The 26,457-nt window shown below is 68.8% G+C and carries 21 protein-coding genes, 1 tRNA gene, 1 pseudogene and 2 riboswitches; of the genes and pseudogenes, 15 read left to right on the forward strand and 8 right to left on the reverse strand.

Annotated elements, in window-relative coordinates; genetic code table 11:
* Positions 1-44: 44 nt before the first annotated feature.
* Positions 45-197, forward strand: a pseudogene (locus HWX87_RS38075) (helix-turn-helix domain-containing protein); the annotation flags it as partial.
* Positions 198-262: 65 nt separating this feature from the next.
* Positions 263-1,384 carry a site-specific integrase gene (locus HWX87_RS21210; RefSeq protein ID WP_176049044.1) on the forward strand — a complete coding sequence of 374 codons (1,122 nt, stop codon included), beginning with the start codon at positions 263-265 and terminating at the stop codon, positions 1,382-1,384.
* A 65-nt stretch (positions 1,385-1,449) separates the two neighbouring features.
* On the opposite strand, the gene HWX87_RS21215 is transcribed toward HWX87_RS21210, so the two are convergent.
* Positions 1,450-1,525, reverse strand: a tRNA-Arg gene (locus HWX87_RS21215).
* 252 nt (positions 1,526-1,777) lie between these two features.
* Between HWX87_RS21215 and HWX87_RS21220 the strand changes: the two genes are divergently transcribed.
* Entirely contained in the window at positions 1,778-2,662 is an 885-nt protein-coding gene (locus HWX87_RS21220) for a c-type cytochrome (protein ID WP_176049046.1), read from the forward strand.
* 82 nt (positions 2,663-2,744) lie between these two features.
* On the opposite strand, the gene HWX87_RS21225 is transcribed toward HWX87_RS21220, so the two are convergent.
* Positions 2,745-4,832 (reverse strand): UvrD-helicase domain-containing protein, encoded by a 2,088-nt coding sequence (locus HWX87_RS21225; RefSeq protein WP_176049047.1) that lies wholly within the window; start codon positions 4,830-4,832, stop codon positions 2,745-2,747.
* A 286-nt stretch (positions 4,833-5,118) separates the two neighbouring features.
* Between HWX87_RS21225 and HWX87_RS21230 the strand changes: the two genes are divergently transcribed.
* The 8 genes from HWX87_RS21230 to HWX87_RS21265 all read left to right on the forward strand — a co-directional run bounded on the left by HWX87_RS21230 (position 5,119) and on the right by HWX87_RS21265 (position 15,431).
* On the forward strand, positions 5,119-5,826 hold the full coding sequence (locus HWX87_RS21230) for an SGNH/GDSL hydrolase family protein (RefSeq protein ID WP_176049049.1): 708 nt from the start codon (positions 5,119-5,121) through the stop codon (positions 5,824-5,826).
* A 237-nt stretch (positions 5,827-6,063) separates the two neighbouring features.
* On the forward strand, positions 6,064-7,116 hold the full coding sequence (locus tag HWX87_RS21235; protein WP_176049050.1) for an oxidoreductase: 1,053 nt from the start codon (positions 6,064-6,066) through the stop codon (positions 7,114-7,116).
* Between the two features lie 159 nt (positions 7,117-7,275).
* Positions 7,276-7,638: a hypothetical protein gene (locus tag HWX87_RS21240; RefSeq protein WP_011350564.1), complete on the forward strand. Its 363-nt coding sequence runs from the start codon at positions 7,276-7,278 to the stop codon at positions 7,636-7,638.
* Between the two features lie 122 nt (positions 7,639-7,760).
* Positions 7,761-7,864: riboswitch (glycine riboswitch) on the forward strand.
* Between the two features lie 33 nt (positions 7,865-7,897).
* A riboswitch (glycine riboswitch) is annotated at positions 7,898-8,031 on the forward strand.
* 83 nt (positions 8,032-8,114) lie between these two features.
* Positions 8,115-9,233: a glycine cleavage system aminomethyltransferase GcvT gene (gcvT, locus tag HWX87_RS21245; protein ID WP_176049052.1), complete on the forward strand. Its 1,119-nt coding sequence runs from the start codon at positions 8,115-8,117 to the stop codon at positions 9,231-9,233.
* A 117-nt stretch (positions 9,234-9,350) separates the two neighbouring features.
* Positions 9,351-9,731 carry a glycine cleavage system protein GcvH gene (gcvH, locus tag HWX87_RS21250; RefSeq protein ID WP_048247841.1) on the forward strand — a complete coding sequence of 127 codons (381 nt, stop codon included), beginning with the start codon at positions 9,351-9,353 and terminating at the stop codon, positions 9,729-9,731.
* 60 nt (positions 9,732-9,791) lie between these two features.
* Positions 9,792-12,719, forward strand: a complete 2,928-nt coding sequence (gene gcvP, locus HWX87_RS21255) for an aminomethyl-transferring glycine dehydrogenase (protein ID WP_176049054.1) — start codon at positions 9,792-9,794, stop codon at positions 12,717-12,719.
* Positions 12,720-12,869: 150 nt separating this feature from the next.
* Positions 12,870-14,012 carry an alginate lyase family protein gene (locus tag HWX87_RS21260; RefSeq protein WP_176049056.1) on the forward strand — a complete coding sequence of 381 codons (1,143 nt, stop codon included), beginning with the start codon at positions 12,870-12,872 and terminating at the stop codon, positions 14,010-14,012.
* A gap of 30 nt (positions 14,013-14,042) precedes the next feature.
* Positions 14,043-15,431 carry an L-serine ammonia-lyase gene (locus tag HWX87_RS21265; RefSeq protein ID WP_176049058.1) on the forward strand — a complete coding sequence of 463 codons (1,389 nt, stop codon included), beginning with the start codon at positions 14,043-14,045 and terminating at the stop codon, positions 15,429-15,431.
* 87 nt (positions 15,432-15,518) lie between these two features.
* On the opposite strand, the gene HWX87_RS21270 is transcribed toward HWX87_RS21265, so the two are convergent.
* Together HWX87_RS21270 and vapB are read right to left on the reverse strand one after the other, a co-directional pair.
* The gene (locus tag HWX87_RS21270; RefSeq protein ID WP_176049059.1) at positions 15,519-15,920 is read right to left on the reverse strand and encodes a type II toxin-antitoxin system VapC family toxin; all 402 of its coding nucleotides are present in this window, start codon (positions 15,918-15,920) and stop codon (positions 15,519-15,521) included.
* The gene (gene vapB, locus HWX87_RS21275; protein ID WP_176049249.1) at positions 15,920-16,156 is read right to left on the reverse strand and encodes a type II toxin-antitoxin system VapB family antitoxin; all 237 of its coding nucleotides are present in this window, start codon (positions 16,154-16,156) and stop codon (positions 15,920-15,922) included. The genes HWX87_RS21270 and vapB overlap by 1 nt, the downstream gene beginning before the upstream one ends.
* Positions 16,157-16,571: 415 nt before the next feature.
* On the opposite strand from vapB, the gene HWX87_RS21280 reads away from it, so the two are divergent.
* Both HWX87_RS21280 and HWX87_RS21285 read left to right on the forward strand, forming a co-directional pair.
* Positions 16,572-18,275 (forward strand): thiamine pyrophosphate-binding protein, encoded by a 1,704-nt coding sequence (locus tag HWX87_RS21280; RefSeq protein ID WP_176049061.1) that lies wholly within the window; start codon positions 16,572-16,574, stop codon positions 18,273-18,275.
* The gene (locus HWX87_RS21285; protein WP_176049063.1) at positions 18,272-19,369 is read left to right on the forward strand and encodes an ADP-heptose--LPS heptosyltransferase; all 1,098 of its coding nucleotides are present in this window, start codon (positions 18,272-18,274) and stop codon (positions 19,367-19,369) included. The genes HWX87_RS21280 and HWX87_RS21285 overlap by 4 nt, the downstream gene beginning before the upstream one ends.
* A 49-nt stretch (positions 19,370-19,418) precedes the next feature.
* Here the strand turns inward: HWX87_RS21285 and HWX87_RS21290 are convergent, their stop codons facing one another.
* The 3 genes from HWX87_RS21290 to HWX87_RS21300 form a co-directional block, all read right to left on the reverse strand.
* Positions 19,419-20,453 (reverse strand): helix-turn-helix domain-containing protein, encoded by a 1,035-nt coding sequence (locus HWX87_RS21290; RefSeq protein WP_176049065.1) that lies wholly within the window; start codon positions 20,451-20,453, stop codon positions 19,419-19,421.
* Between the two features lie 205 nt (positions 20,454-20,658).
* Positions 20,659-21,204 carry a hypothetical protein gene (locus HWX87_RS21295; protein ID WP_176049067.1) on the reverse strand — a complete coding sequence of 182 codons (546 nt, stop codon included), beginning with the start codon at positions 21,202-21,204 and terminating at the stop codon, positions 20,659-20,661.
* A gap of 178 nt (positions 21,205-21,382) precedes the next feature.
* On the reverse strand, positions 21,383-22,909 hold the full coding sequence (locus HWX87_RS21300; protein ID WP_176049069.1) for an aldehyde dehydrogenase family protein: 1,527 nt from the start codon (positions 22,907-22,909) through the stop codon (positions 21,383-21,385).
* Between the two features lie 216 nt (positions 22,910-23,125).
* On the opposite strand from HWX87_RS21300, the gene HWX87_RS21305 reads away from it, so the two are divergent.
* Positions 23,126-23,659: a pyridoxamine 5'-phosphate oxidase family protein gene (locus tag HWX87_RS21305; protein ID WP_244137727.1), complete on the forward strand. Its 534-nt coding sequence runs from the start codon at positions 23,126-23,128 to the stop codon at positions 23,657-23,659.
* A gap of 99 nt (positions 23,660-23,758) precedes the next feature.
* On the opposite strand, the gene HWX87_RS21310 is transcribed toward HWX87_RS21305, so the two are convergent.
* Positions 23,759-25,372 carry an MFS transporter gene (locus tag HWX87_RS21310; protein WP_176049071.1) on the reverse strand — a complete coding sequence of 538 codons (1,614 nt, stop codon included), beginning with the start codon at positions 25,370-25,372 and terminating at the stop codon, positions 23,759-23,761.
* Positions 25,373-25,527: 155 nt separating this feature from the next.
* On the opposite strand from HWX87_RS21310, the gene HWX87_RS21315 reads away from it, so the two are divergent.
* Positions 25,528-26,412, forward strand: a complete 885-nt coding sequence (locus HWX87_RS21315; RefSeq protein WP_176049073.1) for a LysR family transcriptional regulator — start codon at positions 25,528-25,530, stop codon at positions 26,410-26,412.
* The last annotated feature ends 45 nt before the right edge of the window (positions 26,413-26,457 follow it).

Genomic DNA, 26,457 nt, shown 5'->3' on the forward strand with positions numbered 1-26,457 from the left:
CCCAATCCCCTAGTTGCGCTGCGTGTGCTCCCCCCGCACGGGACATGGACGCGGCCTCGACGAGCACGGTCGACCTGCTCGGTGCGGCGGCAATACTCGGCGCCCATCCCGAAACGGTGCGCCTGAAGGCGAAGGCCGGCGAGCTGCCCGGCCGCAAGGTCGGTAAGCGCTGGATGTTTTCGACGGTTGCCCTGCAGCGCTACCTCGCCGGAGAATGGATTCCGCGAGTTGTGCAGGGCGATCAGCAGGAGGAAGTTAAAAAATGTCGCTCTATAAACGCAGTAGCAGTCCCAACTGGTATTACCGCCTCACCCCGCCTGGTGGCGGTCCGGTCGTACAAGGCAGCACTGGCACCAGCAACAAAGCGCAGGCCCAGGAGTTCTACGATCGCCTGAAGGTCGAGCTGTGGAACCAGGCGAAGCTCGGCCACAAGCCCCGCTATACCTGGAACGATGCGGTTGTCCGTTATGTCGGCGATCGCGAAGGGCTGCCGAGCCTGGAAACGTCGAAAACGCACCTTCGCTGGCTTGACCAACACCTGTCCGGCGTCGCGTTGGCCGACATCGACCGCAACCGCATCGACGCTATCGCCCTCGCCAAACGGAGGGAACCGAAGGTGATCCGCACGAAGCACGGGATCGTGACCACCGATGAGTGCGTCAGCGCCGGCACCGTGACGCGCGTCATCGGCGTACTGAAGGCCGTGCTGAACGCGGCCGTCGAGTGGGAATGGCTGGACCGCGTGCCGGTCACGAAGCGCGGGAAGGTCGTGCAGAAGCGGATTCGCTGGCTCACGCCGGCCCAGGCCGAACGGTTGCTCGCCGAGTTGCCGGATCACCTGGCCGACATGGCCCGCTTTGCGCTTGAGACAGGCTTGCGCCGCTCGAATGTGACCGGGTTGCAGTGGTCGCAGGTCGACATCGTGCGGCGCGTCGCCTGGATTCATCCGGACCAGGCGAAGGCGAAAAAGGCGATCACGGTGCCGCTGTCCGATACGGCGATCGCCGTGCTCCTGCGCCAGCGCGGGAAGAAGCGCGCGCCCGAGTTCGTCGACAGTGTGTTCGTCTACCACGGTCGGCCGGTCTATCAGACCGTGACCGAAGCCTGGCGCAAGGCGTTGAAGCGCGCCGGCATCAGCGATTTTCGCTGGCACGACCTGCGTCACACCTGGGCGAGCTGGCACGTGCAGCGCGGCACGCCGTTACAGGTGTTGAAAGAGCTGGGCGGGTGGGAAACGCTGGAGATGGTGCAGCGCTACGCGCACCTCTCGGCCGCTCACCTGGCGCAGTGGGTGCAGCCGCACTTGCCGGTGGCGCAGGTCATCGAGCTGCCGCGTGAAACGGTGTCAGCGCCGCCGGAAACACTGCTGACCGCAGCCGGCTAACTGTAATTTCACTGTAACGGGGGAATACGATGAAGTAACGAAACCGCTGGAAGCCTGACTAGGCTTGGCGCGCCCGGCTGGGATCGAACCAGCAACCCCTGCCTTCGGAGGGCAGTACTCTATCCATTGAGCTACGGGCGCGTGAGACAGTGAAGCGACCCCAATATACAGGCCGCCCACGATTGGCAAGACGGCAAGGATACCCGGTTTCCCATGAAGCGTCCACCTTGCCCGACGAATGGCCGCCTGGCCGCGCTGCGTGCGGGTAAACACGCGCCATCGCACCGCTCGCCGTGATGTAAACGTTCCGTCTATAATCGTCCGTGCTTCATTGGACTGCCATTTTGCCGTTGCACCGCGCTCACAATTCCTATTCATGGAGACGAGGCAAGCATGAGCGAAGCACCCCACGAATCCCCCGTCAAAACACCCGGGCAGCTGATTGCCGTCATCATCGCGTCGTTCGCGATCCCGATCATCCTGATCGTTCTGTTCGCCAACTACGCGAACCATGCGTTCCGTTCCGGTGCCGGCACGGATGCCCTATCCGACGAACAGGTCGCCGCGCGTATCGCGCCACTCGCGAAGGTCGACGTGAAGGACGCCAACGCGCCCCGCACGTACAAGACCGGCGAGGAAGTCTACAAGGCCGTCTGCGTGACCTGTCACGGCACGGGCGCCGCCGGCGCACCGAAGTTCGGCAACAAGGACGACTGGGCGCCGCGCATCTCGCAAGGCTTCGACACGCTGCTGAAGACGGCCCTCGCCGGCAAGGGCGCGATGCCGCCGCGCGGCGGCACGAGCCCCGACGACGTCAGCGACTATGAAATTGCCCGCGCGATCGTCTACATGGCGAACAACGACGGCGCGAACTTCCCCGAACCGGCCGCCCCGGCCGCCAATGCAGCGCCCGCCGCCGGCGCCGCCGCATCGGGCGCCGACGCGTCGAACGCGCAGGCCGCCGCCGCGATGGCTGCGATCGCCGCGATCCCGAAGGCCGGCGAAGCACCCGCCGCCGCACCGGCCAGCGCCGATGCGGCAACGGCCGGCAAGGCGCTGTACTCGTCGACCTGCGTGGCCTGCCACGGGGCAGGCGTACTCGGCGCGCCGAAGTTCGGCAGCAAGGAAGACTGGGCGCCGCGCCTGAAGGAGTCGATGGATACGGTCTACAACTACGCGCTGCACGGCAAGGGCGCGATGCCGCCGAAGGGCGGGTCGACCGCGTCCGACGCCGACGTGAAGGCGGCCGTCGACTACATGGTCAACGCGTCGAAGTAACCACGCCGGGCCATCCGTAAAAAACCCCCGCGACGCTCACGCATCGCGGGGGTTTGTCTTTCCGGCCCGCCGGACCGCCGCCTCACTTCTGCAGCAGCGCCTTCAGGCTCGCGAGCCGGTCCTTCGGCGACATCGGCGCTTCTTCCGGTGTCGGCGGCGGCGCTTCGTCGAGCCCCATCTCCGGGATGAAGCGCGACGGCTCGCACACGACCGTCTCGCGCGCCCGCTTGCGCTTCTTGCACCAGTTCAGGTGCAGGCTGCGCTGCGCACGCGTGATCGCGACATACATCAGCCGACGCTCTTCCTCGATCCGCTCGCTGTCGATCGGGCCGTCGTCCTCGCTGCCGCCGCGGTGCGGCATGATGCCTTCCTCGACGCCGACCAGGAACACGTGCGGATACTCGAGCCCCTTCGACGCATGGACGGTCGACAGCCGCACCGCGTCCGGATCCTCGTCCTTGCCTTCGAGCATCGACATCAGCGCGACGGTCTGGATCAGGCCGAGGAGATTCTTGCCCGTATCGGCGAGCCCGTCCGCGTTGTGGAAGCCTTCGGCCTCGCCGTCGACGGCCGCCGTCTCGGGCTTGGTGCCCTTGCGCTTCAGCCATTCGAGGAACTCGAGCACGTTCTGCCACTTCGACTGCGCCTGCCGCTCGTCGAACGCGTCGTACAGGTACGCCTCGTAGTGGATCGCCTCCATCATGTCGTCGAGCACGACGGTCGCGGGCTCCTTGTCGGCGCGCTCGGTCAGGCGCTGGATGAAGTCGCAAAACATCCGCAGCGGCTCGACCTGGCGCGCCGACAGCCGCGCCTCGATTCCGCCCATGTACACGGCTTCGAACAGCGACACCTTCGCCTGCCCCGCGAACGAGCCGAGCGCCTCGAGCGTCGTGTTGCCGATCCCGCGACGCGGCGTCGTGATCGCGCGGATGAACGCGGGATCGTCGTCGGCGTTCGCGATCAGCCGCAGGTACGCGCACAGATCCTTGATCTCGGCCTTGTCGAAGAACGACTGGCCGCCCGACAGCACGTACGGAATCCGCTCGCGTCGCAGCACCTGCTCGAAGATCCGAGCCTGAAAGTTGCCGCGGTACAGGATCGCGTAGTCGCGGAACTGCGCGCGCCGCTCGAACTTGTGCGCGGACAGCCGGAACACGACCGATTCGGCCTCGTGTTCCTCATCGTTGCACGGCGTGACGGTGATCGAGTCGCCCATCCCGTGCTCGGACCACAGCTTCTTCTCGAACAGCTTCGGGTTGTTCGCGATCACGTTGTTCGCGGCCGTCAGGATCCGCACCGTCGACCGGTAGTTCTGCTCGAGCTTGATCAGGTGCAGCTTCGGGAAATCCTTGCCGAGCTGCGCGAGGTTCTCGAGCGTGGCGCCTCGCCAGCCGTAGATCGCCTGGTCGTCGTCGCCGACCGCCGTGAACGCGGCGCGCGGGCCAGCGAGCAGCTTCACCAGCTCGTACTGGCACGCGTTGGTGTCCTGGTACTCGTCGATCAGCAGGTAGCGCAGCTTGTTCTGCCAGCGGTCGCGCACCTGCTCGTTCTTCGCGAACAGCTCGGCCGGCAGGCGGATCAGGTCGTCGAAGTCGACCGCCTGGTAAGCATGCAGCGTCGCGACGTAGTTGCGGTAGACGATCGCGGCCTGGTGCTCGTCCTCGTTCGCCGCGATCGCCATCGCCTCGTCGGGCATGATCAGGCCGTTCTTCCACAGCGAGATGATGCTCTGGATCTTGCGGATCAGCCCCTTGTCGGTCGTGCCGAGCTGCTCCTGGATCATCCCGAAGCAGTCGTCCGAATCCATGATCGAGAACTGCGGCTTCAGGCCGAGGTGCTCGGCCTCCTGTCGCAGGATCTGCACGCCCAGCGAATGGAACGTACAGACGGTGAGCTGGTTGACGGGCACCTTGCGGCCTTCCTTGCCGGGCGTGGTGAGCGTCTTGCCCTCGAGCAGCTTCGACACCCGCTCGCGCATTTCGGCGGCAGCCTTGTTCGTGAACGTGACGGCGGCGATATGGCGCGGCTCGAAGCCTTTCGCTTCGATCAGGTGCGCGATCTTCTGCGTGATCACGCGGGTCTTGCCGCTGCCCGCGCCGGCGAGCACGAGACAGGGACCGTCGAGGTAGCGCACCGCTTCGTTCTGAGCGGGATTGAGGCCTGCGGACATGATGGCGGATGGTGTTGCGGTTGACGGCGGAACGCCTGGAGGATGCCGTGCGCGACAGGCTGGCGAATCAGGCGGACACGCGGGCAGGACGCGCATGTTAACACGTCGGCGGCGTGCATTTCGGGAGCGCCGCCGGACGGGGCCGCGCGGGCCGACCGGCCGGCCGCACCCTGTCCGTCCGGCCAATCCGGCCCCGTCCGCGCACCGATCGGCCACAATAGGTATCCCCCGGCGCCGCCCGCGCCGGTCCGCTTTCATTCGTCTGAATCACCACCGGATCGACCCCATGGGATACCCGTTCGCCACTGCCGCCCTCGTCCCGCTGCTGTTCGCGCAGGGGCGCTACGTGCGGCGCGTCACGCCGCGGCTGCCCGAAGCGGCCGGCCCGCGCGACGGCGTGGCTGGCGACGGCCCGCCGCTCCGTGTCCTGGTGGTCGGCGATTCGGCGGCCGCGGGCGTCGGCGTCACGACGCAGCGCGACGCGCTGTCCGGGCAGCTGGCGCATGCGCTGGCGGCCACCCACCGCGTGAGCTGGAAGTTGCTCGCGCGCACGGGCCTCACCACGCGGGAGCTCGTCGACTGGCTCGCCGCCGAGCCGGCCGAACCGTTCGACGTGGCCGTCACGTCGCTCGGCGTCAACGATGTGACGGGCGGCGTGGCCCCCGCGCGCTGGCTGGCGCAGCAGGCCGAGCTGGTCCGGCTGCTGGCCGGACGCTTCCGGGTCGGGCACGCGATCCTGTCGGCGGTGCCGCCGATGGAGCGCTTCCCGGCGCTGCCGCAGCCGCTCGCGTGGTATCTCGGGCTGCGTGCGAAGCGGCTCAACGCGGCGCTCGCCGGCTGGGCCGGTGCGCAGCCGCACTGCACGTTCCTGCGGGTCGACCTGCCGCTCGAGCGCCACCTGATGGCCGTCGACGGCTTTCATCCCGGCGAATCGGCATGCGCGGTGTGGGCCGCGCAGGTCGCGGCGGCCGTGCGGCAGCGGGTAACCGCGTGATGCGGCGTGTCGGCCATTCACCGGGCGGCCGAGCAGCCGGCCATGCCGCGCGCGGCGTGCGGCGTGCGCCGCGCAGCCCTGCGCAAAATGCCGCCCTTCCTTGCGCAAGCGCCGTTCCGCATCGCGCGTTTCGCCCAACGCGTCGGTGCAAGCGGCGGCGCCATGCCAAAATAGCCGGTCGTCTTCGCGCCGTTTCGGCGCGCCATCCGTTAGTTTCCTTCGCAGCCAGGGATTGCCATGTCGTCATTGCTCAGGATTGGTTTGATGGGTTTCGGTTTCGCCGGCGCGACGTTCCACGCGCCGGTGATCGCCACGAGCGGCCGCACTGAAGTCGCCGCGATCGCGACGGGGCAGCCCGATCGCGCGCAGGCCGCGTATCCGGGCGCGCGCGTCGTCCCCGACCTCGACACGCTGCTCGGCCTCGACGACATCGAGTGCGTGGTGATCGCCACGCCGAACGACACGCACTTCACGCTCGCGCGCCAGGTGCTCGAAGCCGGCCGCCATGTGGTCGTCGACAAGCCCGTCACGCTCACCGCCGACGAGGCGCTTGCGCTCGCACGGCTCGCGAACACGCGCAGCCGGCTGTTCGCGCCGTTCCACAACCGCCGCTGGGACGGTGATTTCCTCACCGTGCGCGACATCGTCAAATCGGGCGAGCTCGGCCGCCTCACCTATTTCGCGTCGCATTTCGACCGCTTCCGCCCGACGCCGCGCACACGCTGGCGCGAGGAGCCGGCCCGCGGCGGCGGCCTGCTGCTCGACCTCGGCCCGCACCTGATCGATCAGGCGCTCGCGCTGTTCGGCCTGCCGGAAACGGTGAGCGCGACCGTCAAGACGCGCCGCGACAACGGCACGGCACCCGATCTCGTGCACCTGCTGCTCGGCTATCCGGACAAGGACGTCGCGCTGCATGCGAGCGCGCTGTCGGCGATCGAACCGGCCCGCTTCACGCTGCACGGCACGCGCGGCAGCTACCAGAAGTTCGGCCTCGACACGCAGGAAGACCAGCTCAAGGCCGGCCTCACCGCGGACGACGTCGAATTCGGTGGCGGCAACCCGCCCGGCCTGCTGCGCGTGCTGGACGGCGAAGTCGAGGTCGAACGCCCGGTTCCGACGCTCGACGGCCAGTACGCGGAGTTCTACCGCGCGCTCGCCGCATCGGTCCGCGACGGCGCGCCGTTCCCCGTCACCGCGCAGGACGCCGTCGACGTGATGACCATCATCGAGCTCGCCGCGAAAAGCGAGCACGACGGCCGCCGGCTGCCGTTCGTGCGCCGCACGGTCTGACGCCGCGCGCCGGCCGGTCGCGGCCGGCCGGCACGCTTGCGTGTGGATCACGGCCGAACATTCGGTTACAAATGCCGGGGGAACGAAAGTCAGCGTCCGACCGGTCTGATGCGTTTCTCAAAAAAGTCGATCCGACACCAATCCGTCAGGAGAATGTTGATGCAACGGTTGATTCGCGCAGCGGCGTGCTGCGTCCTGGTTTCCTCGCTTGCGGCCTGTATCGTGCAGCCGCAGCAGCCGGTCCGCCCGGCGCCCCCGCCGCGGCCGAATCCGCAGGTCGTCGCGAACGAGCGGATGCAGCAGATCCAGGGCCGGATCGACAACCTGCACCGCCGCATCGATGCGCGCGTGAACGGTGGCTACTATCCGCCGCCGTACGGTGCGCAGCTTCACCACCGCCTCGACGTGATCCGCCAGGAATCGAACGACATGTCCGCGCAGCATAGCGGCGGCCTGTCTGGCGACGAGCAGCGCGTGCTGAACCAGGAACTCGACACGGCCGCCCGCGCGATCGGCGAGTAATACCGGTAGCGCCGGCACCTGCCGGTGCCGGCAAAAAGCGGCGGCGCCCCACGCCGCCGCTTGTCGCGAAGCGACATTCTTTTGCCCAAATTGACAAGGCCCACCCGCTCGCGTACAGTCGCCCGCACGCGTCGGGAGAGCGTGTAACCGGGTGGTTTCGACACCGGTTGCGCCGCCGAAGGGGCACACCCGCAAACTCTCAGGCAAAAGGACCGACCGCGTCGGGGAATCGCGTCCGCGCATTGCGCGGGCCACACTCTCCCCGCACTCTGGAGAGCGGCAGTAGCTCGCAGCGCACTGGTTGCGCGGGCAAGCTGCCCACCGAAGGGGCGCGCGTTGGCCGGGCTTTGCCCGCCGCGCAATCTCTCAGGTATCGAGGACAGAGGGGCATGTACCGGATCGCTGGAGGCCATCGGCCACGGCGGTCGGCACATGGCCGTTCTGATCCGCGCGCAAGCGCCTTGCCTGAGGCCTCGATGACTGCACTGAATCACACCCCGCTCAACGCCGCGCACCGCGCGCTCAATGCCCGCATGGTCGACTTCGGCGGCTGGGACATGCCCGTCAACTACGGCTCGCAGATCGAAGAACACGAAGCCGTGCGCACCGACGCCGGCATGTTCGACGTGTCGCACATGTGCGTGGTCGACTTCACCGGCAGCCGCGTGCGCGCGTTCTTCGAGCACGCGATCGCGAACAACGTCGGCAAGCTCAAGACGCCCGGCAAGGCGCTCTACTCGTGCCTGCTCAACCCGCAGGGCGGCGTCATCGACGATCTGATCGTCTATTACTTCACCGAAGAATTCTTCCGCGTCGTCGTCAACGCCGGCACGGCCGAGAAAGACATCGCGTGGTTCAACCAGCTGAACGAGCAAGGCAGCTTCGGCCTCACGATCGCGCCGCGCCGCGATTTCGCGATCGTCGCCGTACAGGGCCCGAACGCCCGCGAAAAGGTCTGGACGACCGTGCCTTCCGCACGTGCCGCGACCAGCGAGCTGAAGCCGTTCAACGCCGCGCAGGTCGCCGCCACGCCGTTCGGCGATCTCACCATCGCGCGCACCGGCTATACCGGTGAAGACGGTTTCGAAGTGATCGTCCCGGCCGTGCACGTCGAAGCGCTGTGGGCCGCACTGCAGCAAAACGGCGTACGCCCGTGCGGGCTCGGCGCGCGCGACACGCTGCGCCTCGAAGCCGGCATGAACCTGTACGGCCAGGACATGGACGACACCGTCTCCCCGCTCGACGCAGGCCTCGCGTGGACGGTCGACCTCGCCGCGCCGCGCGACTTCGTCGGCCGCGCCGCACTGGAAGCCAACGGCACTCGCGCCGCGTTCGTCGGCCTGATCCTGCAGAAGGAAAACGGCAAGGCGGGCGGCGTGCTGCGCGCGCACCAGAAGGTCGTCACGCCGCACGGCGAAGGCGAGATCACGAGCGGCACGTTCTCGCCGTCGATGCAGGAATCGATCGCGTTCGCGCGCGTGCCGGCCGCCGTCCAGATCGGCGACCTCATCCAGGTGCAAATTCGAGACAAGAATCTTCCCGCGCGCGTGGTAAAACTGCCGTTCGTGCGCAACGGCAAGGTCCTCGCTGCGTAACGGCCGGGAGGCCCGCCTCCCGGGAAGCCGGGAGATGGCGCCCGGCGCAACACCACACCCGGCGCGCCCCGACGGCGCGTCAGCAAAACGAACAAACCCTTTTATCAGGAGCATCCGATGAGCAACGTCCCGGCCGATCTGAAGTACACCGACGAACACGAGTGGATCCGCACTGAAGCCGACGGCACGCTGACGATCGGCATCACCGATCACGCGCAGAACACGCTCGGCGACATCGTTTTCCTCGAACTGCCGCCCGTCGGCAAGCAGGTGAAGGCAGGCGACGCGATCGGCGTCGTCGAATCCGTGAAAGCCGCGTCGGACATCTATTCGCCGGTGTCGGGCGAAGTGGTCGCGATCAACGCGGATGCAGTCGACACGCCGGAAGAGGTGAACAGCGACGCGTACGACACGTGGCTGTTCAAGGTCAAGCTCGCGGCCGGCGCATCGACCGACAGCCTGCTCGACGCAGCCGCCTACAGCAAGCTGATCGACTAATTCCCCTACCCGAACCGCGCGGCGCCGGCCAGCCGGCCCGCGCGGGACCAGAGTCACGCCATGAAGCTCGAACACCCGGACCGCCTGATGAACCGCACGCCCCTCTCGCTCGCCGCGCTCGAAACGCACGACGCGTTCGCCGAACGCCACATCGGCCCCGATGCCGCCAGCCAGCAGGCCATGCTCGACACGCTCGGCTTCGCGTCGCGCGCCGCCCTGATGGACGCCGTGATCCCGGCCTCGATCCGCCGCGCCGAAACGCTGCCGCTCGGCCCGTTCGCGCAGCCGAAGAGCGAGGCCGAAGCACTCGCCGCGCTGCGGGTTCTCGCGGACAAGAACCAGGTGTTCCGCTCGTATATCGGTCAGGGTTACAACGACACGCACACGCCGGCCGTGATCCTGCGCAACGTGCTCGAAAACCCGGCGTGGTACACGGCCTACACGCCGTACCAGCCTGAAATTTCCCAGGGTCGCCTCGAGGCGCTCCTGAACTTCCAGCAGATGGTCGCCGACCTGACGGGCCTCGCGATCTCGAACGCGTCGCTGCTCGACGAAGCCACCGCCGCGGCCGAAGCGATGACGCTGCTGCAGCGCACCGGCAAGCCGACGTCGAACGTGTTCTACGTCGCCGACGACGTGCTGCCGCAAACGCTCGAAGTGATCCGCACGCGCGCGCTGCCGGTCGGCATCGAGGTCAAGACGGGCCCGGCCGCCGACGCCGCGCAGGCCAACGCATTCGGCGTGCTGCTGCAGTACCCGGGCGTAAACGGCGACGTGCGCGACTACCGCGCACTCGCCGAAGCGATCCACGCGGCCGGCGGCCACGTGGTCGTCGCGGCCGACCTGCTCGCACTCACCGTGCTGACGCCGCCCGGCGAATGGGGCGCGGACGTCGCGATCGGCAACACGCAGCGCTTCGGCGTGCCGATGGGCTTCGGCGGCCCGCACGCCGCGTACCTCGCGGTGCGTGACGAATTCAAGCGCCAGATGCCGGGCCGCCTCGTCGGCGTGACGGTCGACGCGCAGGGCAAGCCCGCGCTGCGCCTCGCGCTGCAGACGCGCGAACAGCACATCCGCCGCGAGAAGGCGACGTCGAACGTGTGTACCGCGCAGGCGCTGCTCGCGATCATGGCCAGCATGTACGCGGTCTACCACGGCCCGCACGGCCTGAAGACGATCGCGCTGCGCGTGAACCGCATCGCGGCGCTGCTCGCCGCCGGCGTGAAGCAGCTCGGCTTCGCGACCGTCAACGACACGTTCTTCGACACGCTGACGATCGACACCGGCGCGCGCACCGCGCAGGTCCACGAATATGCGAAGGCCAAGCGCATCAACCTGCGCCGCGTGAGCGACACGCAAGTCGGCGTGTCGGTCGACGAAACGACGACGCGCGACGACCTCGCCGACCTCCTCGCCGTGTTCGCGCAGGCCGCGGGCGGCACCGCGCCGGCCGTCGACGCGCTGGACGCAGGCCTCGCCGGCGTTGCCGCGCTGCCGGCCGGCCTCGAGCGCACGAGCGCGTACCTGACGCACCACGTGTTCAACCGCCACCATTCCGAAACCGAAATGCTGCGCTACCTGCGCAGCCTGTCGGACAAGGATCTCGCGCTCGACCGCTCGATGATCCCGCTCGGCTCGTGCACGATGAAGCTGAACGCGACGTCGGAAATGCTGCCGGTCACGTGGCCCGAGTTCGGCGGCATCCACCCGTTCGCACCGGCCGAGCAGACCGTCGGCTACCGCGAGATGATCGACCAGCTCGAGCAGATGCTCGTCGCGGCCACCGGCTACGCGGCCGTGTCGCTGCAGCCGAACGCGGGCTCGCAGGGCGAGTACGCGGGCCTGCTGATCATCCACGCGTACCACGCATCGCGCGGCGAAGCCCATCGCGACGTGTGCCTGATCCCGGCGTCCGCGCACGGCACGAACCCGGCGTCCGCGCACATGGCCGGCATGAAGGTCGTGGTCGTGGCCTGCGACGCGCAGGGCAACGTCGACATCGCCGACCTGAAGGCAAAGGCCGACGAGCACGCGAAGGACCTCGCGGCGATCATGATCACGTACCCGTCGACGCACGGCGTGTTCGAGCAGAACGTCCGCGAGATCTGCGAGATCGTCCATGCGCACGGCGGCCAGGTGTACGTCGACGGCGCGAACATGAACGCGATGGTCGGCCTGACCGCGCCGGGCCAGTTCGGCGGCGACGTGTCGCACCTGAACCTGCACAAGACCTTCTGCATCCCGCACGGCGGCGGCGGCCCGGGCGTCGGCCCGGTCGCGGTCGGCGCGCACCTCGCGAAGTTCCTGCCGAACCAGCGTTCGACCGGCTACTCGCGCGACGAAAGCGGCATCGGTGCCGTGTCGGCCGCGCCGTACGGCTCGGCGTCGATCCTGCCGATCTCGTGGATGTACATCGCGATGATGGGCGCGAAGAACCTGACCGCCGCGACGGAAACGGCAATCCTCAACGCGAACTACATCGCGAAGCGCCTCGCGCCGCACTACCCGGTGCTGTATTCGGGCCCGGGCGGGCTGGTCGCGCACGAGTGCATTCTCGACCTGCGTCCGATCAAGGAATCGAGCGGCATCAGCGTCGACGACGTCGCGAAGCGCCTGATGGACTACGGCTTCCACGCGCCGACGATGAGCTTCCCGGTGCCGGGCACGCTGATGGTCGAGCCGACCGAATCGGAATCGCAGGAGGAACTCGACCGCTTCATCGCCGCGATGATCGCGATCCGCGACGAAATCCGTGCGGTCGAGGAAGGCCGCGCCGACCGCGAGGACAACCCGCTGCGTCACGCACCGCACACGGCGGCCGTCGTCACCGCGAACGAATGGCCGCACGCGTACTCGCGCGAGCAGGCCGCGTACCCGGTCGCGTCGCTCGGCACGAACAAGTACTGGCCGCCGGTCGGCCGCGCGGACAACGTCTACGGCGACCGCAACCTGTTCTGCTCGTGCGTGCCGATGTCGGAATACGCATAACGCACGCCAGGCCAGGAACCGACCGATGGTGACCGCACCGCACGCAACTCCGTGTTGCGTGCGGTTTTTTGTTCGCCGCTCGAACCGGTTCACGTTCGTCCGCCAATCCGGCTAACATCACACGCGATCCAGCCAATGAAGGAGTTCCGCATGGTGCGTCCGATGTTTCCGGGCCATGGTGCAACAGAGAGACGGCCGCGCACGCGCGCGGGCCGGTTCGTGCCGATGCTCGTCGCGTCGCTGTCGCTGGCCGCTGCCGGCCTCGGCGCGGCCGGCAGCGCGCGCGCGGCGATGAATTTCTGCGCGGCGCCGGCGCTGCAGGCGAGCGAGACGACGCAGGCCGAACCGGGCGTGCAGGCACTGATCCGCAGCGTCGACGCGCGCATCGGCGAGCAGCCGAAGGCGATGGCGCGCGTGCACACCGAGGGCACGCTGCCGCATGAAGGCATCTACGACCAGAGTGCGGCCGCACTGAAGGACATGGACCTGATGCGCGACGCGGCGCTCGCGTGGCGCGTGACGAACGCGCCGCGCTACCTGCAGCTCGTCGACCGCTTCCTGTCCGCGTGGGTCTCGACCTACCAGCCGAGCTTCAATCCGATCGACGAAACGCGCTTCGAGAGCCTGATCGTCGCGTACGACATGACCGCGAGCGCGCTGCCGGTGAAGACCCGCAACGCGACGGCCGCGTTCATCGCGAAGCTCGGCGCCGGCTATGTCGCGCAGATCGACGCGCAGAAGCGCCCGCTCACCGGCACCTGGCGCAACAACTGGCAGAGCCACCGGATCAAGCTGATCGCGCTGTCCGCGTTCACGCTCGGCGACCGCAAGATGATGAACGCCGCGCAGCGGCTGTTCGTCGAGCATCTCGCCGACAACATCGGCCCGGACGGCAAGACGTGGGACTTCGAGGAACGCGATGCGCTGCATTACGCAGTCTACGACCTGCAGCCGCTGGTGACGGCCGCGCTCGCCGCGCGCCGCTTCAACCGCAACTGGCTGCGCGAACGCGGCGCGAACGGCGCGACGCTCGCGGCCGCGCTCGACTGGCTCGTGCCGTACGCGCTCAGCGAGAAGACGCACGAGGAATTCGTGAATTCGCCGGTGCCGTTCGACGCGAAGCGCCGCGAGGCGGGCCTGCCGGGTTACACGGGGCAGTGGGACCCGAAAAACGCCACCGAACTCTTTCATCTGGCCGCGCGGCTCGACGGGCGCTACGCCCGCGTCGCGCAGCAACTCTCCCCAACGCCGCCCGCATGGCTCGCCGCGTGCCTGCCATTGCAGGCGCGCTAGCACTACTCTTAAAGCAAGGCAGGTATCGAAATGGCAGTCAGCGTCTTTGACCTCTTCAAGATCGGCATCGGTCCGTCCAGTTCGCACACGGTCGGACCGATGCGCGCGGCGCTGATGTTCGTCCAGGGCCTCGAGCGCGACGGGATGCTCGATGCAACCGCCCACGTGAAGGTCGAGCTGTACGGCTCGCTCGGCGCCACCGGCAAGGGCCACGGTACCGACCGCGGCGTGATGCTCGGCCTGCTCGGCGATGCGCCCGACACCGTCGATCCCGAAACCATCGACGCGCGCCTGGAAGACGTCCGCAAATCGAAGAAGCTCGCGCTGCTGGGTACGCATCCGGTGCCGTTCGTGCTGAAGGAGAACATCGCGTTCTACCGCCAGGCGCTGCCCGAGCATCCGAACGGGATGAAACTGCGCGCATCCGACGCGAACGGCGCGGTCCTGGTCGAGCGCACCTACCTGTCGGTCGGCGGCGGCTTCGTCGTGACGGCCGGCGCGCCGAACACGAAGGTGCTGAGCGCGGCCGAGCAGATGACGCACCCGTTCCGCACCGGCGCCGAGCTGCTCGCGCTGACCGAGTCGACCGGCAAGTCGATCGCGCAGCTGATGTGGGACAACGAGCGCGCGTGGCACACCGAGGAAGAAACGCGCGATGGCCTGCTGAAGATCTGGGCCGTGATGCAGTCGTGCGTGTCGCGCGGCTGCGGGATCGGCAACCCCGATGCCGACGGCAACCTGCCCGGCCCGTTCCAGGTCAAGCGCCGCGCGCCGCAGCTGTACCGCACGCTGACGGGCAGCCCGGAGCGCGCGCTGCAGGATCCGCTGTCGATGATCGACTGGATCAACCTGTACGCGATCGCGGTCAACGAGGAAAACGCGGCCGGCGGCCGTGTCGTCACCGCGCCGACCAACGGCGCGGCCGGCATCATCCCGGCCGTGCTGCACTACTACACGCGCTTCACGCCCGGTGCGAACGAGCAAGGCGTGATCGACTTCCTGCTGACGGCCGCCGCGATCGGCATTCTTTACAAGCTCAACGCGTCGATCTCGGGCGCGGAAGTCGGCTGCCAGGGCGAAGTGGGCGTCGCATGCTCGATGGCGGCCGGCGCGCTCGCGGCCGTGCTCGGCGGCACGCCGCAGCAGGTCGAGAACGCGGCCGAAATCGGGATGGAGCACAACCTCGGCCTCACCTGCGACCCGGTCGGCGGGATGGTGCAGATTCCGTGCATCGAGCGCAACGCGATGGCGTCGGTGAAGGCCGTCAACGCGGCGCGCATGGCGCTGCGCGGCGACGGCTCGCACTACGTGTCGCTCGACTCGGTGATCAAGACGATGCGCGAGACGGGGGCGGACATGAAGACGAAGTACAAGGAAACGTCGCGCGGTGGGCTGGCGGTGAATATCGTCGAGTGCTGATGCGGTAACGGCGGTCATGCGGGGCGAATCGATACCCTGCATGACCGCCGGACATGGTTGCGCGTTGCGTCACGCCTGCCGGGCACGCTAGTCGTTCAACCAGTTCTCCAGCCGCACGCCCGGATAGCTCGCGAAATCCCGCTCGTTGTTGGTCACGAGCACAACGTCGAGCGACACCGCATGAGCCGCGATCAGTTTGTCGAGATGATCCTTCTTCCGTTCGCGGGTCGCTTCGCGGACAGGGCCGTACGCTTGCGCAGCCGACGCGTCGAACGGCGCAACCGGAATATCCTCGATCAGCGCGGCAAGATTGCTGCGCTCCTGGGCAGGACTTGCACACGCAGTCAAGCCGTACTCGAGCTCGGCATAGGTAATCGCCGACATCACGACGTCCCCCGTGTAGCACTGTGCAAACCGCCTCGCGACCTGTTCCGGCTGATTCTTCAACAGATAGATGCACATGTTGGTGTCGAGCATGTAGCGCGGCATCACAAGCCCTCGCGGTCGGCCTGCTCCTGATCGCCACGCCCTTCGGCCATGAAATCCGGCCCGAATTTCGCGAACTTCTCGAGCACGCCGGTCAACGGCCGTCGCATGGGCCGAATACGGATTTCGTCGCCGATCCGTTCGATTTCGAGCTCGATGTCGCTGCGCTCGTAGGCAAGGTCCGCCGGAATCCGGACGGCTTGCGAGTTGCCGTTCCGAAACACCCTCGTGGTATGCATGCCGATCTCCCATGCGTGTGTACGAAGGATGTACTTTAGGTTATTTCCGAAACAGTGTAAATCCATGTGTGTACGCGACTCCGAAGCGGTCGTGGATGGCGGTATGCGATACGCGGGAGATATTCACTAGGCCAGCGGCCGTCAAATGTGGCAAACAAGTACGTAGTTCAGGGCAATCCGCCACCCGCTTGACCGTGGCAGCGGATCACCCTGTCCGGCTCGATGCTTGCAGCATCCACTTTCCGCCGTCCGGCAATCGCGCACCAGTCGTCCTTTCGGCCAGCCGAACCCGGCACGCACGGATGACGCACCGTCCGAATCACCCGGCGTTCCGGCACTTTTCACCGGCCGGCGCACCGGCGCCCCGCCGACAGGCGTAAGCTGTACGTCCCGCTACCCAGGGAGACGGCAGCCCATGTCGCATTCCAAGGATCTCGAGCAGCCCGCCACGACCGGCGCGCGACTGCTCGTCGATGCGTTGCTCGCCAATCACGTCGAACGCGTGTTCTGCGTGCCGGGCGAGAGCTTCCTCGCCGTACTCGATGCGCTGGCGGACGACACCGCGCGCATCCAGACGGTCGTCTGCCGCCACGAGGCGGCCGCCGCGAACATGGCCGAAGCGGTCGGCAAGCTGACCGGTCGCCCCGGCATCGCGTTCGTCACGCGCGGGCCCGGCGCGACCCATGCGTCGATCGGCGTGCACACCGCGTTCCAGGATTCGACGCCGATGATCCTGTTCGTCGGCCAGTGCGCGCGCGAGCACCTCGACCGCGAAGCCTTCCAGGAAATCGACTACCGGCGGATGTTCGGCCAGATGGCGAAATGGGTCGCGCAGATCGACGACCCGCGCCGTATCCCCGAATACCTGAGCCATGCGTTCCACGTCGCGACGTCCGGCCGGCCCGGCCCGGTCGTGCTCGCGCTGCCGGAGGACGTCCTGTCCGAAGCGTGCGCTTCGCAGCCCGTCGTGCCGGCCGCGAAACGCGTCGCGGCCGCGCCGTCGGCCGGGCAGGTCGACGAGCTGCGCGAGCGGCTCGCGCGCGCGGAACGGCCGGTCGCGATCGTCGGCGGTAGCGGCTGGACGCCTGAAGCCTGTGCGAACCTGCGCACCTTCGTCGAACGCTGGCAACTGCCCGTCGCCTGCGCGTTCCGCTTCCAGGACACGATCGACAACGCACACCCGAACTACGCGGGCGACGTCGGGCTCGGGATCAATCCCGCGCTCGCGAAACGCATCCGCGACGCCGACCTGCTGCTCGTGATCGGGCCGCGCCTCGGCGAAGCGACGACCGGCGGGTACACGCTGCTCGACATCCCGAAGACACGCCAGACGCTGATCCACGTACACCAGGGCGCGGACGAGCTCGGCCGTGTATATGCGGCCGACCTGCCGATCGTGTCGGGGATGCCCGAGATCGCCGCGCCGCTTGCCGCGCTCGAACCGCCCGAGCGCCCGGCCTGGGCCGGCGCGGCCGCCGATGCCCATCGCGCGTACCGCGAATGGCATGCGCCGCTGCCGATGCCCGGCGACGTCCAGCTCGGCGACGTGATGGTGCAGTTGCGCGAGCGCCTGCCGCACGACGCGATCCTCACCAACGGCGCCGGCAACTACGCGATCTGGCTGCATCGTCACTTTGCGTACCGGCACTTCCGTTCGCAACTCGCGCCGACCAGCGGCGCGATGGGCTACGGGCTGCCGGCCGCGCTCGCCGCGAAGTCGCTGTACCCGTCGCGCGCGGTCGTCGCGCTCGCGGGCGACGGCTGCTTCATGATGGCCGGCAACGAGCTCGCGACCGCGATGCAGTACGGGCTGAACATCGTCGCGATCGTCGTCAACAACGGGCATTTCGGCACGATCCGCATGCATCAGGAGCGCAACTACCCGGGCCGCGTGCACGGCACGGGGCTCACGAATCCCGATTTCGCCGCGTATGCGCGTGCGTTCGGCGCGCATGGCGAGACGGTCGAGCGCACCGCCGATTTCGCGCCCGCGCTCGAACGCGCGCTGACTTGCGGGCTGCCTGCGGTGATCGAGATCCGCATTCCGCAGGACGCCAGCACGCCGGCCGCGACGCTCGAACAGATCCGCGAGCAAGGCCGCCGCGCGCGCGGCGGATGACGGTGGATACGCACACCGCGCCGCCTGGCGTCGCGCTGTCGCATGAGGACGCGCTGGCCTGCCCCGGCACGCTGCTCGCGCCCGACGGCACGCTCGTCGCCCCGTACGACCTCGAGCAGGGTGGCGCGCGCGCCGACGGCCACGTGCCGGCCGCGCCGGCACTCGGCCTGCTGCACGCCGCGCACCGGCCGTTCCGGCTCGACTACGACGGCGCGCGGCATGTGCACGTGATCAACGGAATGGGCGTCACGCTCGGCGATTCGGTGATCGGCCTGACCGCCGTCGCCGCGCTGCGTGCAGCCCGCCCGGGCCTGCGCTTCACGCTGTACCGGCCGGCCCGCGCCCCGCGCTATGTCGAAGCGCTGTATGCGCTTGCGGCCGACGTCGTCGCGCCGTCGCGCACGCTGCCGTGCCCGGTCGAGGCGTTGCCCGCCGATGCACCGTGCATCGACGTCGGCAATCACCTGTACTGGCCCGCGTTCGCGCAGCTGCCGATGATCGATTTCTTCCTGGATGCGCTCGGCGTCGATCCGGCCGCCGTGCCGGCCGTCGCGAAGCGCAACCGCTGGCTCGCACGGCTGCCGCTGCCCGCGCTGCCGGCCGCGTGGCAGCGGCCGTACGTGCTGTTCTGCCCGAACGCGACTACCGCCGTGCGCAGCGTGCCGCCGGCCCTGCGCGCGGCGTTCGTGGAACGGCTCGCGCAGCGCTACGGGCTGCCGGTGGCCGGCTTCGGCCCGGTCGCGCATCCGGATTACGTCGACGTGAGCAGCGATGCCACCGACACCGCGCGTTTCATCGCATGGGTCAGGGGCGCCAGCCTGCTGTTCGCGCCCGACACGGCCGCACTGCATCTCGCCGATGGTTTCGACGTGCCGACGCTCGCGTGCTTCACGACGATCGGGCCGGCGCTGCGCATGCGCGACTATCCGCATTGCGTGCCGGTCGAACTCGAGCTGCCGGCCGAATTGCACGGGCTGCACCGCAGCGAGCGGCCGGACGATCTCGCGGCGGTCGAGGCCGCTTACAGGAAAATCGACTGGGATGGACTGCCGTGGCCCGCGCCGCGCGACGCGGCAGCGTCGACCAGCGGATAAGGAAACAGGGCGCGGCAGCCGGGTTGGAACGCCGACCGCACCGCCTTCGTCACCCCGCCGCGACCATCACGGCGCGATCGCGCAGCGTCTCCGACGGCCGCTTGCCGAACAGGCGCCGGTAATCGGTCGCGAACTGGCTCAGGTGCCAGAAGCCCCACGCCTCCGCAACATCCTGCACCGAGCCGGCCGCGCGGCCGCACAGGTCGCGCCGCGCGCCGTTCAGCCGCAGCGTGCGCAGATAAGTCGCGGGCGCCATCCCGAGCACGTCCTGGAAGCAGTACTGCAGGGTGCGCCGGCTCACGAGCAGCTGCTCGCACAACTCCGGCACGCCGACCGGGCGCGTACGGTGCGCGAGCACGTAGTCGCGCGCCTGTTCGACGATCCAGCGGCGCGTCGACGGCGCGGCGCCGCTGCCGTCGTCGGCAGGTTGCGCGCACGCGTCGAACAGCGCGGCCAGCACGTCGGCCTGCAGGTCGTCGCGCTGCGCATCGGGCAGCGGGCCGGCGATCGCCACCGCGCCGTCGAGGCGGCGGCCGAGCAGCGCGCACAGCCGCGCGAGCCGCGCATCGCCGACCTGCATCACGCGCTGCGTGAACAGCCGCTCGTCGAGCGCCCGGTGCTCGACTTCCTCCGCATAGCGGCGCAGCACGTCGCCGCGCACGACGACGCCGTAGATCGAGAACTGCGCGGGCGTCACCAGTTCGAATTCGACGTTGCCGGGCCGAAATGCGAGCGCGCCGGGCCCGATCCGGCATGCGTCGACGCGCGCGGTGCCGTCGCACACGAGCGGGATGCCGAACCAGTACGCATCGCCACGCACTTCGCACGCCTGGCGCAGCAGGTGGCTCGTCGATTCGCGAAACAGCTTCATCGTGTCGAGCGGCAGCTCGGTCAGCGTGCCGACGAAGCGGCCGGCCGCGAGCTGGTCGTAGGTCTGCCGCCATCCAATCAGGTTGCGCGCCTGCTCGTCCGCATCGTGCGCGACGCTGACGACGGCCTGCCCGGCCTGCGCGTCGTCGCCCTGCGCGTTGCGCCGCGTGTCTTCGGCGGTCGGTTCTTCCCTGCACGCCACGTATTGATCCATCGTGTCCTCCCTCACCTGCCCGGAACGGCGCGTATCACGCAAGTCCCGTGCCGAACCGCACGGCCCGGCGACCAGCCCGTCATTCCACACAGCCCGGCCGGTGCGCGCCATGGGGGCGCACCCGAAGGCGGCGTCCCGCGCACGCCGCCGGTGCGGCAAGCGCGACGACCGCGCATCCGCGCCGTGACCGGCTCCCGGATTCCGGCTACCTGGCCGGCTTCAGCCGCACGACCCGCGTGCCGCAGTTGCCGTACGCCTGCGCGACCGCCAGCTCGACGATCGCACTGCCGGCCGCCCACGGCGCCGCGTCCGCGTCAGGCAGATCGGCCCGCAACGTCGCGCGACCGTTGATCCGGTAGCGGATCCCGCGCACGAAATCGACGAACAGCAACCCGACACCGCCGCCGTCGCACACGGCCGCGTCGATCCGGCCGCCGTCGCCGTCAGGCGCGGGCAACGCGAACCGCAGCGTCTTCGTGTCGATCACGCGAACGACGGGCAGCAGATCGCCGTTCGCATCGCGCAGGCTCTGCACGATGTCGCAGGTCACCGCGCCGCGTGCGCCGCTTGCAGCGCCGACGAACATGAACGGCTGCGACTCGACGAACTGCCGCACGCCGATGCTCAGTCGCGTAGTCACGACGTCGCTCATCCGCTCGGCTTCGTCGGCGACGCCGAAACGGTGTTGCGCGTCGAGTTCGCCCGCATGGAATACCGGGTGACGCGGAAAGGATCGGGGCAGTTCTGCCATGCTGGTTGTTGTCGTCGAACGTATCGGCGCACCGCGCCGCCGCGAGCACGCGGCCGCCGGTATCGTTTCCGGCGCGGGCCGCCGGAAAACGCGGCCCGCACCGGGCGTCGAATGTCGGGATCGAACGGGGCGAAGCACCGGGCCGAACGGCCCCGGCGCTACGCCCCTGCTCCGGCGATCAGAAGAACCCGAGCGCCTCGGCCTGGTAGCTGACCAGCAGGCACTTCGTCTGCTGATAGTTCGACAGCGCCATCTTGTGCGTCTCGCGGCCGATCCCCGACTGCTTGTAGCCGCCGAACGCCGCGTGCGCGGGGTACAGGTGGTAGCAGTTGGTCCACACGCGGCCGGCCTCGACCTCACGGCCCATCCGGTACGCACGCGTGCCGTTGCGCGTCCACACGCCCGCGCCGAGCCCGTAGAACGTGTCGTTCGCGAGTTCGATCGCGTCCGCCTCGTCCTTGAACGTCATGACCGACGCGACCGGCCCGAAGATCTCTTCCTGGAACACGCGCATCTTGTTGTTGCCGAGCAGCATCGTCGGCTTCACGTAGTAGCCCGTGCCGAGTTCGGCAGCCGGCGCCGTGCGCTCGCCGCCCGTCAGGCATTGCGCGCCTTCGCCGCGGCCGATGTCGATGTACGACAGGATCTTGTCGAGCTGCTGCTGCGACGCCTGCGCGCCGATCATCGTCTGCAGGTCGAGCGGGTGGCCGGCCTTGATGCGTTCGACACGCGCGACGGCCTTCTCGATGAACTTCTCGTAGATCGATTCCTGGATCAGGATCCGCGACGGGCACGTGCACACTTCGCCCTGGTTCAGCGCGAACATCGCGAGCCCTTCGAGCGCCTTGTCGAGGAACGCGTCGTCCTGGTCGAGCACGTCGGCGAAGAAGATGTTCGGGCTCTTGCCGCCCAATTCGACCGTCGACGGGATCAGGCTGTCGGCCGCCGCGCGCAGGATGTGCTTGCCGACCGGCGTCGAGCCCGTGAACGCGATCTTCGCGATCCGCTTGCTGGTCGCGAGCGCCTCGCCCGCTTCCTTGCCGAAGCCGTTGACGATGTTGATCGTGCCGGCCGGGAACAGGTCGCCGATCAGTTCCATCAGCACCAGCACCGACGCGGGCGTCTGCTCGGCCGGCTTCATCACGACGCAGCAGCCGGCCGCGAGTGCCGGTGCGAGCTTCCATGCGGCCATCAGCAGCGGGAAGTTCCACGGAATGATCTGCCCGACGACGCCGAGCGGCTCGTGGAAGTGGTACGCGACGGTGTTGTCGTCGATCTCGGAGATGCCGCCCTCTTGTGCGCGGATGCAGCCCGCGAAGTAGCGGAAGTGGTCGATCGCGAGCGGCAGGTCGGCCGCCATCGTCTCGCGCAGCGGCTTGCCGTTGTCGATCGTCTCGGCCACGGCCAGCAGCTTCAGGTTCTTTTCCATCCGGTCGGCGGCGGCGAGCAGCAGGTTCGCACGCTCGGCCACGGACGTCTTGCCCCACTTGCGGCGCGCGGCATGCGCGGCGTCGAGCGCCAGCTCGATGTCGTCGGCGCCCGAGCGCGGCACACGGCAGAACGGCTGGCCGTTGATCGGCGACACGTTCTCGAAATACTCGCCCTTCACCGGCGCCACCCACTTGCCGCCGATGTAGTTGTCGTACTGCTGACGGTACGGGTATTCGACGTCGAGGCCCAGTTGCTTCAGGTCAAACGGGTTCATACATGTCTCCTGTTCATCGTGCTTGTGTGAGTACAGCGCCGGTTGGAATGCGCTGCACCCGTTTACGCAACATGCGTGCCAAACAGGACCGGAGCACGTCGATCACGGCCGGCCCGCGTGCACGCCGTGCGGTGTTCACGCACGCAGCACGACGGGTGCGCCGATTCTGAACACCGCGATTGCGCAGCGGCGCGGCCGGTGTTCGAAATTTCCACAGTGCGCGGCGGCACGTTGCACGCGAATGCGGGCCGCGCCGCGTGGCATGTCGCTTGCGTGCGGATCGACGATCGACACGCCACGGCATTCGCGCCGACCGACACCATGAACGACCCGGGCCCGCTGACCGACGACGCCATCGCGTTCATCCGCGAGCAGGCGTTCCTGATCGTCGCGACCGCCGACGCGGCCGGCAACAGCGACTGCTCGTACCGCGGCCGCCAGCCGCGCGGCGACGGGTCGTTCGAGCCGCTCGTCCACATGCCCGACCGCCGCACGCTGGTGCTGCCCGACTTCGCGGGCAACAACCTGTTCAACACGATCGGCAACCTGCTCGTGAATCCAGCCGTCGCGCTGCTGTTCGTCGATTTCGTGCGCCAGACGACCTGGCTCGTGCAGGGCCGCGCGACGATCGACGAGGATGCGGGAAGCCGCGCGCATCTGTGGCCCGACGCGCAACGCTATGTGGTGGTTGAAGTGGAGCGAGCGCAGGCACGCGCGGATGCGGCGCTGCCGCCGCTCGTGCTGGCGTGATGCGTGTGACGGATCGTCAGCGTGCGAATGCAGCGATGACGAAATGAGGCGGCGCTCCGGCTGCCGTGGCCGACGCGCCCGTGTGCGCCGACGCGACGCTCAACGCCCGCGCGCCTCCGGACAAGCCGTTGCGATCCGGCTGGGCACCGGCGCGTCGGCATGTGCGTGCCCGCCGGTGTCGTCGCCCGCTTCGGCGGCCGCTCGCCGCCCGCCGAGGAACACGAACACCACCACCGCGCACAGCACGGTGACGACCGCCAGCCCGATCAGCAACCGGTCGAACGCATGCGTATAACTCGCGAGCAGCGTCGCGTGCCCGACACCCGGCAACGCGGCCGCCGCGCCCGCGAGATCGCCGGTCGCGAGCCGTGCGGCCGCCCGCAGCGTCGCGTCCGGCGTGCCGGCCGCGCCCGCCGCCTGCCTCAGCCCGGTCTGCGCGAGCGCGGCCAGCACCGCGCCGACGATTGCCAGCGCGATCCCCTCGCCGGCCACGCGCGTCGTGCTGAAAATTCCCGTCGCCATCCCCGCGCGCTCCTTCGGCACGACGCTCACCGACAGCCCGTCCATCAGCCCCCACGGCATGCCGGCGCCGACGCCGATCGCGAGCATCGGCGCGATCGCCGCGGGCCCCGCGCCGCCGCGCAGCGCGATACCGAGCCACACGAGCCCGGCCGCCGCGACGAGCAGCCCGAGCCCCGAGATCACGCCGGCCGACAGCCAGCGCGTGAGCGTCGCCGCGACGAGCGGCACGACGAGCATCGGCGCAGAAATCGCGAGCATCAGCCAGCCGGCGTCGATCTCGCTGAAGCCGTCGATGCCGATGAAGCGCAGCGGCAGCACGACGAGCAGCACGATGTAGCAGCAGCAGGTCGACACCGGCAGCACCTGCACGCCGACGAAGCGTGCGATGCGGAACAGCGACAGATCGAGCATCGGCCGCGCGACGCGCGTCTCGATCATCACGAACGCACCGGCGCCGAGCGCCGCGCCGGCCAGCAACGCGATCACGAGCGCACTCGACCAGCCACGCGCGGGCGCCTCGATCACGCCGAACGTGAACAGCGTCAGCGCGGCGGTGAACGCCGCCGTGCCGGGCCAGTCGAGCCCCGTCGCATGCGGGTCGCGCGACTCGTGCATGCGCGGCAGCCCGAACACGAGCGACGACACGCCGGCCACCGCACTCGTCACGAAGATCGCGCGCCAGCCGTAATGCCCGATCAGGCCGCCGGCCAGCACGGGCCCGAACGCGAGCCCGATGCCGAAGGTCGTGCCGAGCAGGCTGAATGCACGCGTGCGCGCCGCGCCGTCGAATTCCTGCGCGAGCGCGGCCGTGCCGCCGGCGAGCGCCGCGGCCGCCGCGAGCCCTTGCGCGGCGCGCAGCAGGTCGACCGCGAGCATCGACGGCGCGAACGCGAGCGCGACCGACATCAGCGTGAAACCACCGACGCCGATCGCGAACAGGCGCTTGCGGCCGAATTGATCGGCGAGCGCGCCCGACGCCATCAGGAAACTGCCGAACGCGAGCATGAACGCGTTGGTGATCCAGTTCATCGCGACCGGGCTGCCGTGCAGGTCGCGGCCGATCGCGGGCGTCGCGACCGCCCCGCCCGAAAACGACAGCGGCAGCGCGACGGCGGCCATGCAGACGGCGGCCAGCACCCACGCGCGCCGGCGCGCCGACTGGGCCGAAACGGCTGAAACAGGGTGATCCATCATCGCTCCTCGAAAAGCTGGCGCGGATGCGCCGTCAGAGCGACAGAAGATAAATCCGATTCAATTCGCGAAAAACCACGCGAAGTTCCGCATATAACGGACTAGAATTCCGCAATTCTCCCGGTCGCGTGCGTCGGCACGCACGCTTCGACTCAATGGAAAACCTCACCGGCATCGTCGCCTTCGTCCGCACCGCCGAAGCGCTGAGCTTCGTCGCGGCCGGCCGCACGCTCGGCATCTCGGCATCGGCAGTCGGCAAGACGATCGCGAAGCTCGAACAGTCGCTCGGCGTGCGGCTGTTCAACCGCACGACGCGCCGCGTCACGCTCACCGAGGAGGGGCGGCACTTCCACGAACGCTGCCAGCGGATCCTCGAGGATTTCCGCGAAGCGGAAGCGACCGTGACGGCCTCCGCGCAGCGCCCGCGCGGCAAGCTGCGCGTGAGCCTGCCGGTGATCGGTTACCGCTTCCTGTTGCCCGTGCTGCCCGAATTCCGGCAGCGCTATCCGGACGTCGAGCTCGATCTCGATTTCAACGACCGGATGGTCGACGTCGTCGAAGGCGGGTTCGACGCGGTGATCCGCAGCGGGCCGCTGTCCGATTCGAGCCTGATGTCGCGGCGGCTCGGCCCGTTCGCGTTCGTGCTGTGCGCGACGCCCGCGTATCTCGCGCAGGCCGGCACGCCGCGTACGCCGCGCGACCTCGAAGCGCACGACTGCGTGCGCTACTGCTTCCCGACCACCGGCAAGCTGCAGGACTGGGCGCTCGCGGCCGACGACGGCGCGCCGCTGAAGCTGCGCACCGCGATGACCTGCAACAACATGGAAGCGCTGCGCGGCACCGTGCTCGCGGGGCTCGGCATCGGCTACATGCCCGACTTCCTCGCGCGCGACGCACTCGAACACGGCGCGCTCGTCACCGTGCTCGACGACTACCGGATCGCGCCGGGGCAGTTCTCGATCGTGTGGCCGTCGAGCCGGCAGCTGTCGCCGAAGCTGCGCGTATTCGTCGATTTTCTGTGCGAGCGGCTGTTCAGGTAGCGGGGTAACGGGCGCCTCGACAGCCGCCCTGGTGCCGCTCGAATG

It is taken from the genome of Burkholderia sp. BCC1644 (genome assembly GCF_902833225.1).
In the GTDB taxonomy this organism is placed as follows: domain Bacteria; phylum Pseudomonadota; class Gammaproteobacteria; order Burkholderiales; family Burkholderiaceae; genus Burkholderia.

Coding starts and splice junctions, on each gene's coding strand:
- gcvT (WP_176049052.1), top strand. CDS start 8,115: ATGACTGCACTGAATCACACCCCGCTCAACGCCGCGCACCGCGCGCTC.
- HWX87_RS21240 (WP_011350564.1), top strand. CDS start 7,276: ATGCAACGGTTGATTCGCGCAGCGGCGTGCTGCGTCCTGGTTTCCTCG.
- HWX87_RS21270 (WP_176049059.1), bottom strand. CDS start 15,920: ATGCCGCGCTACATGCTCGACACCAACATGTGCATCTATCTGTTGAAG.
- HWX87_RS21265 (WP_176049058.1), top strand. CDS start 14,043: ATGGCAGTCAGCGTCTTTGACCTCTTCAAGATCGGCATCGGTCCGTCC.
- HWX87_RS21310 (WP_176049071.1), bottom strand. CDS start 25,372: ATGGATCACCCTGTTTCAGCCGTTTCGGCCCAGTCGGCGCGCCGGCGC.
- HWX87_RS21290 (WP_176049065.1), bottom strand. CDS start 20,453: ATGGATCAATACGTGGCGTGCAGGGAAGAACCGACCGCCGAAGACACG.
- HWX87_RS21295 (WP_176049067.1), bottom strand. CDS start 21,204: ATGGCAGAACTGCCCCGATCCTTTCCGCGTCACCCGGTATTCCATGCG.
- HWX87_RS21315 (WP_176049073.1), top strand. CDS start 25,528: ATGGAAAACCTCACCGGCATCGTCGCCTTCGTCCGCACCGCCGAAGCG.
- HWX87_RS21230 (WP_176049049.1), top strand. CDS start 5,119: ATGGGATACCCGTTCGCCACTGCCGCCCTCGTCCCGCTGCTGTTCGCG.
- HWX87_RS21235 (WP_176049050.1), top strand. CDS start 6,064: ATGTCGTCATTGCTCAGGATTGGTTTGATGGGTTTCGGTTTCGCCGGC.
- HWX87_RS21285 (WP_176049063.1), top strand. CDS start 18,272: ATGACGGTGGATACGCACACCGCGCCGCCTGGCGTCGCGCTGTCGCAT.
- vapB (WP_176049249.1), bottom strand. CDS start 16,156: ATGCATACCACGAGGGTGTTTCGGAACGGCAACTCGCAAGCCGTCCGG.
- HWX87_RS21260 (WP_176049056.1), top strand. CDS start 12,870: ATGGTGCGTCCGATGTTTCCGGGCCATGGTGCAACAGAGAGACGGCCG.
- HWX87_RS21300 (WP_176049069.1), bottom strand. CDS start 22,909: ATGAACCCGTTTGACCTGAAGCAACTGGGCCTCGACGTCGAATACCCG.
- HWX87_RS21225 (WP_176049047.1), bottom strand. CDS start 4,832: ATGTCCGCAGGCCTCAATCCCGCTCAGAACGAAGCGGTGCGCTACCTC.
- gcvH (WP_048247841.1), top strand. CDS start 9,351: ATGAGCAACGTCCCGGCCGATCTGAAGTACACCGACGAACACGAGTGG.
- HWX87_RS21220 (WP_176049046.1), top strand. CDS start 1,778: ATGAGCGAAGCACCCCACGAATCCCCCGTCAAAACACCCGGGCAGCTG.
- gcvP (WP_176049054.1), top strand. CDS start 9,792: ATGAAGCTCGAACACCCGGACCGCCTGATGAACCGCACGCCCCTCTCG.
- HWX87_RS21210 (WP_176049044.1), top strand. CDS start 263: ATGTCGCTCTATAAACGCAGTAGCAGTCCCAACTGGTATTACCGCCTC.
- HWX87_RS21280 (WP_176049061.1), top strand. CDS start 16,572: ATGTCGCATTCCAAGGATCTCGAGCAGCCCGCCACGACCGGCGCGCGA.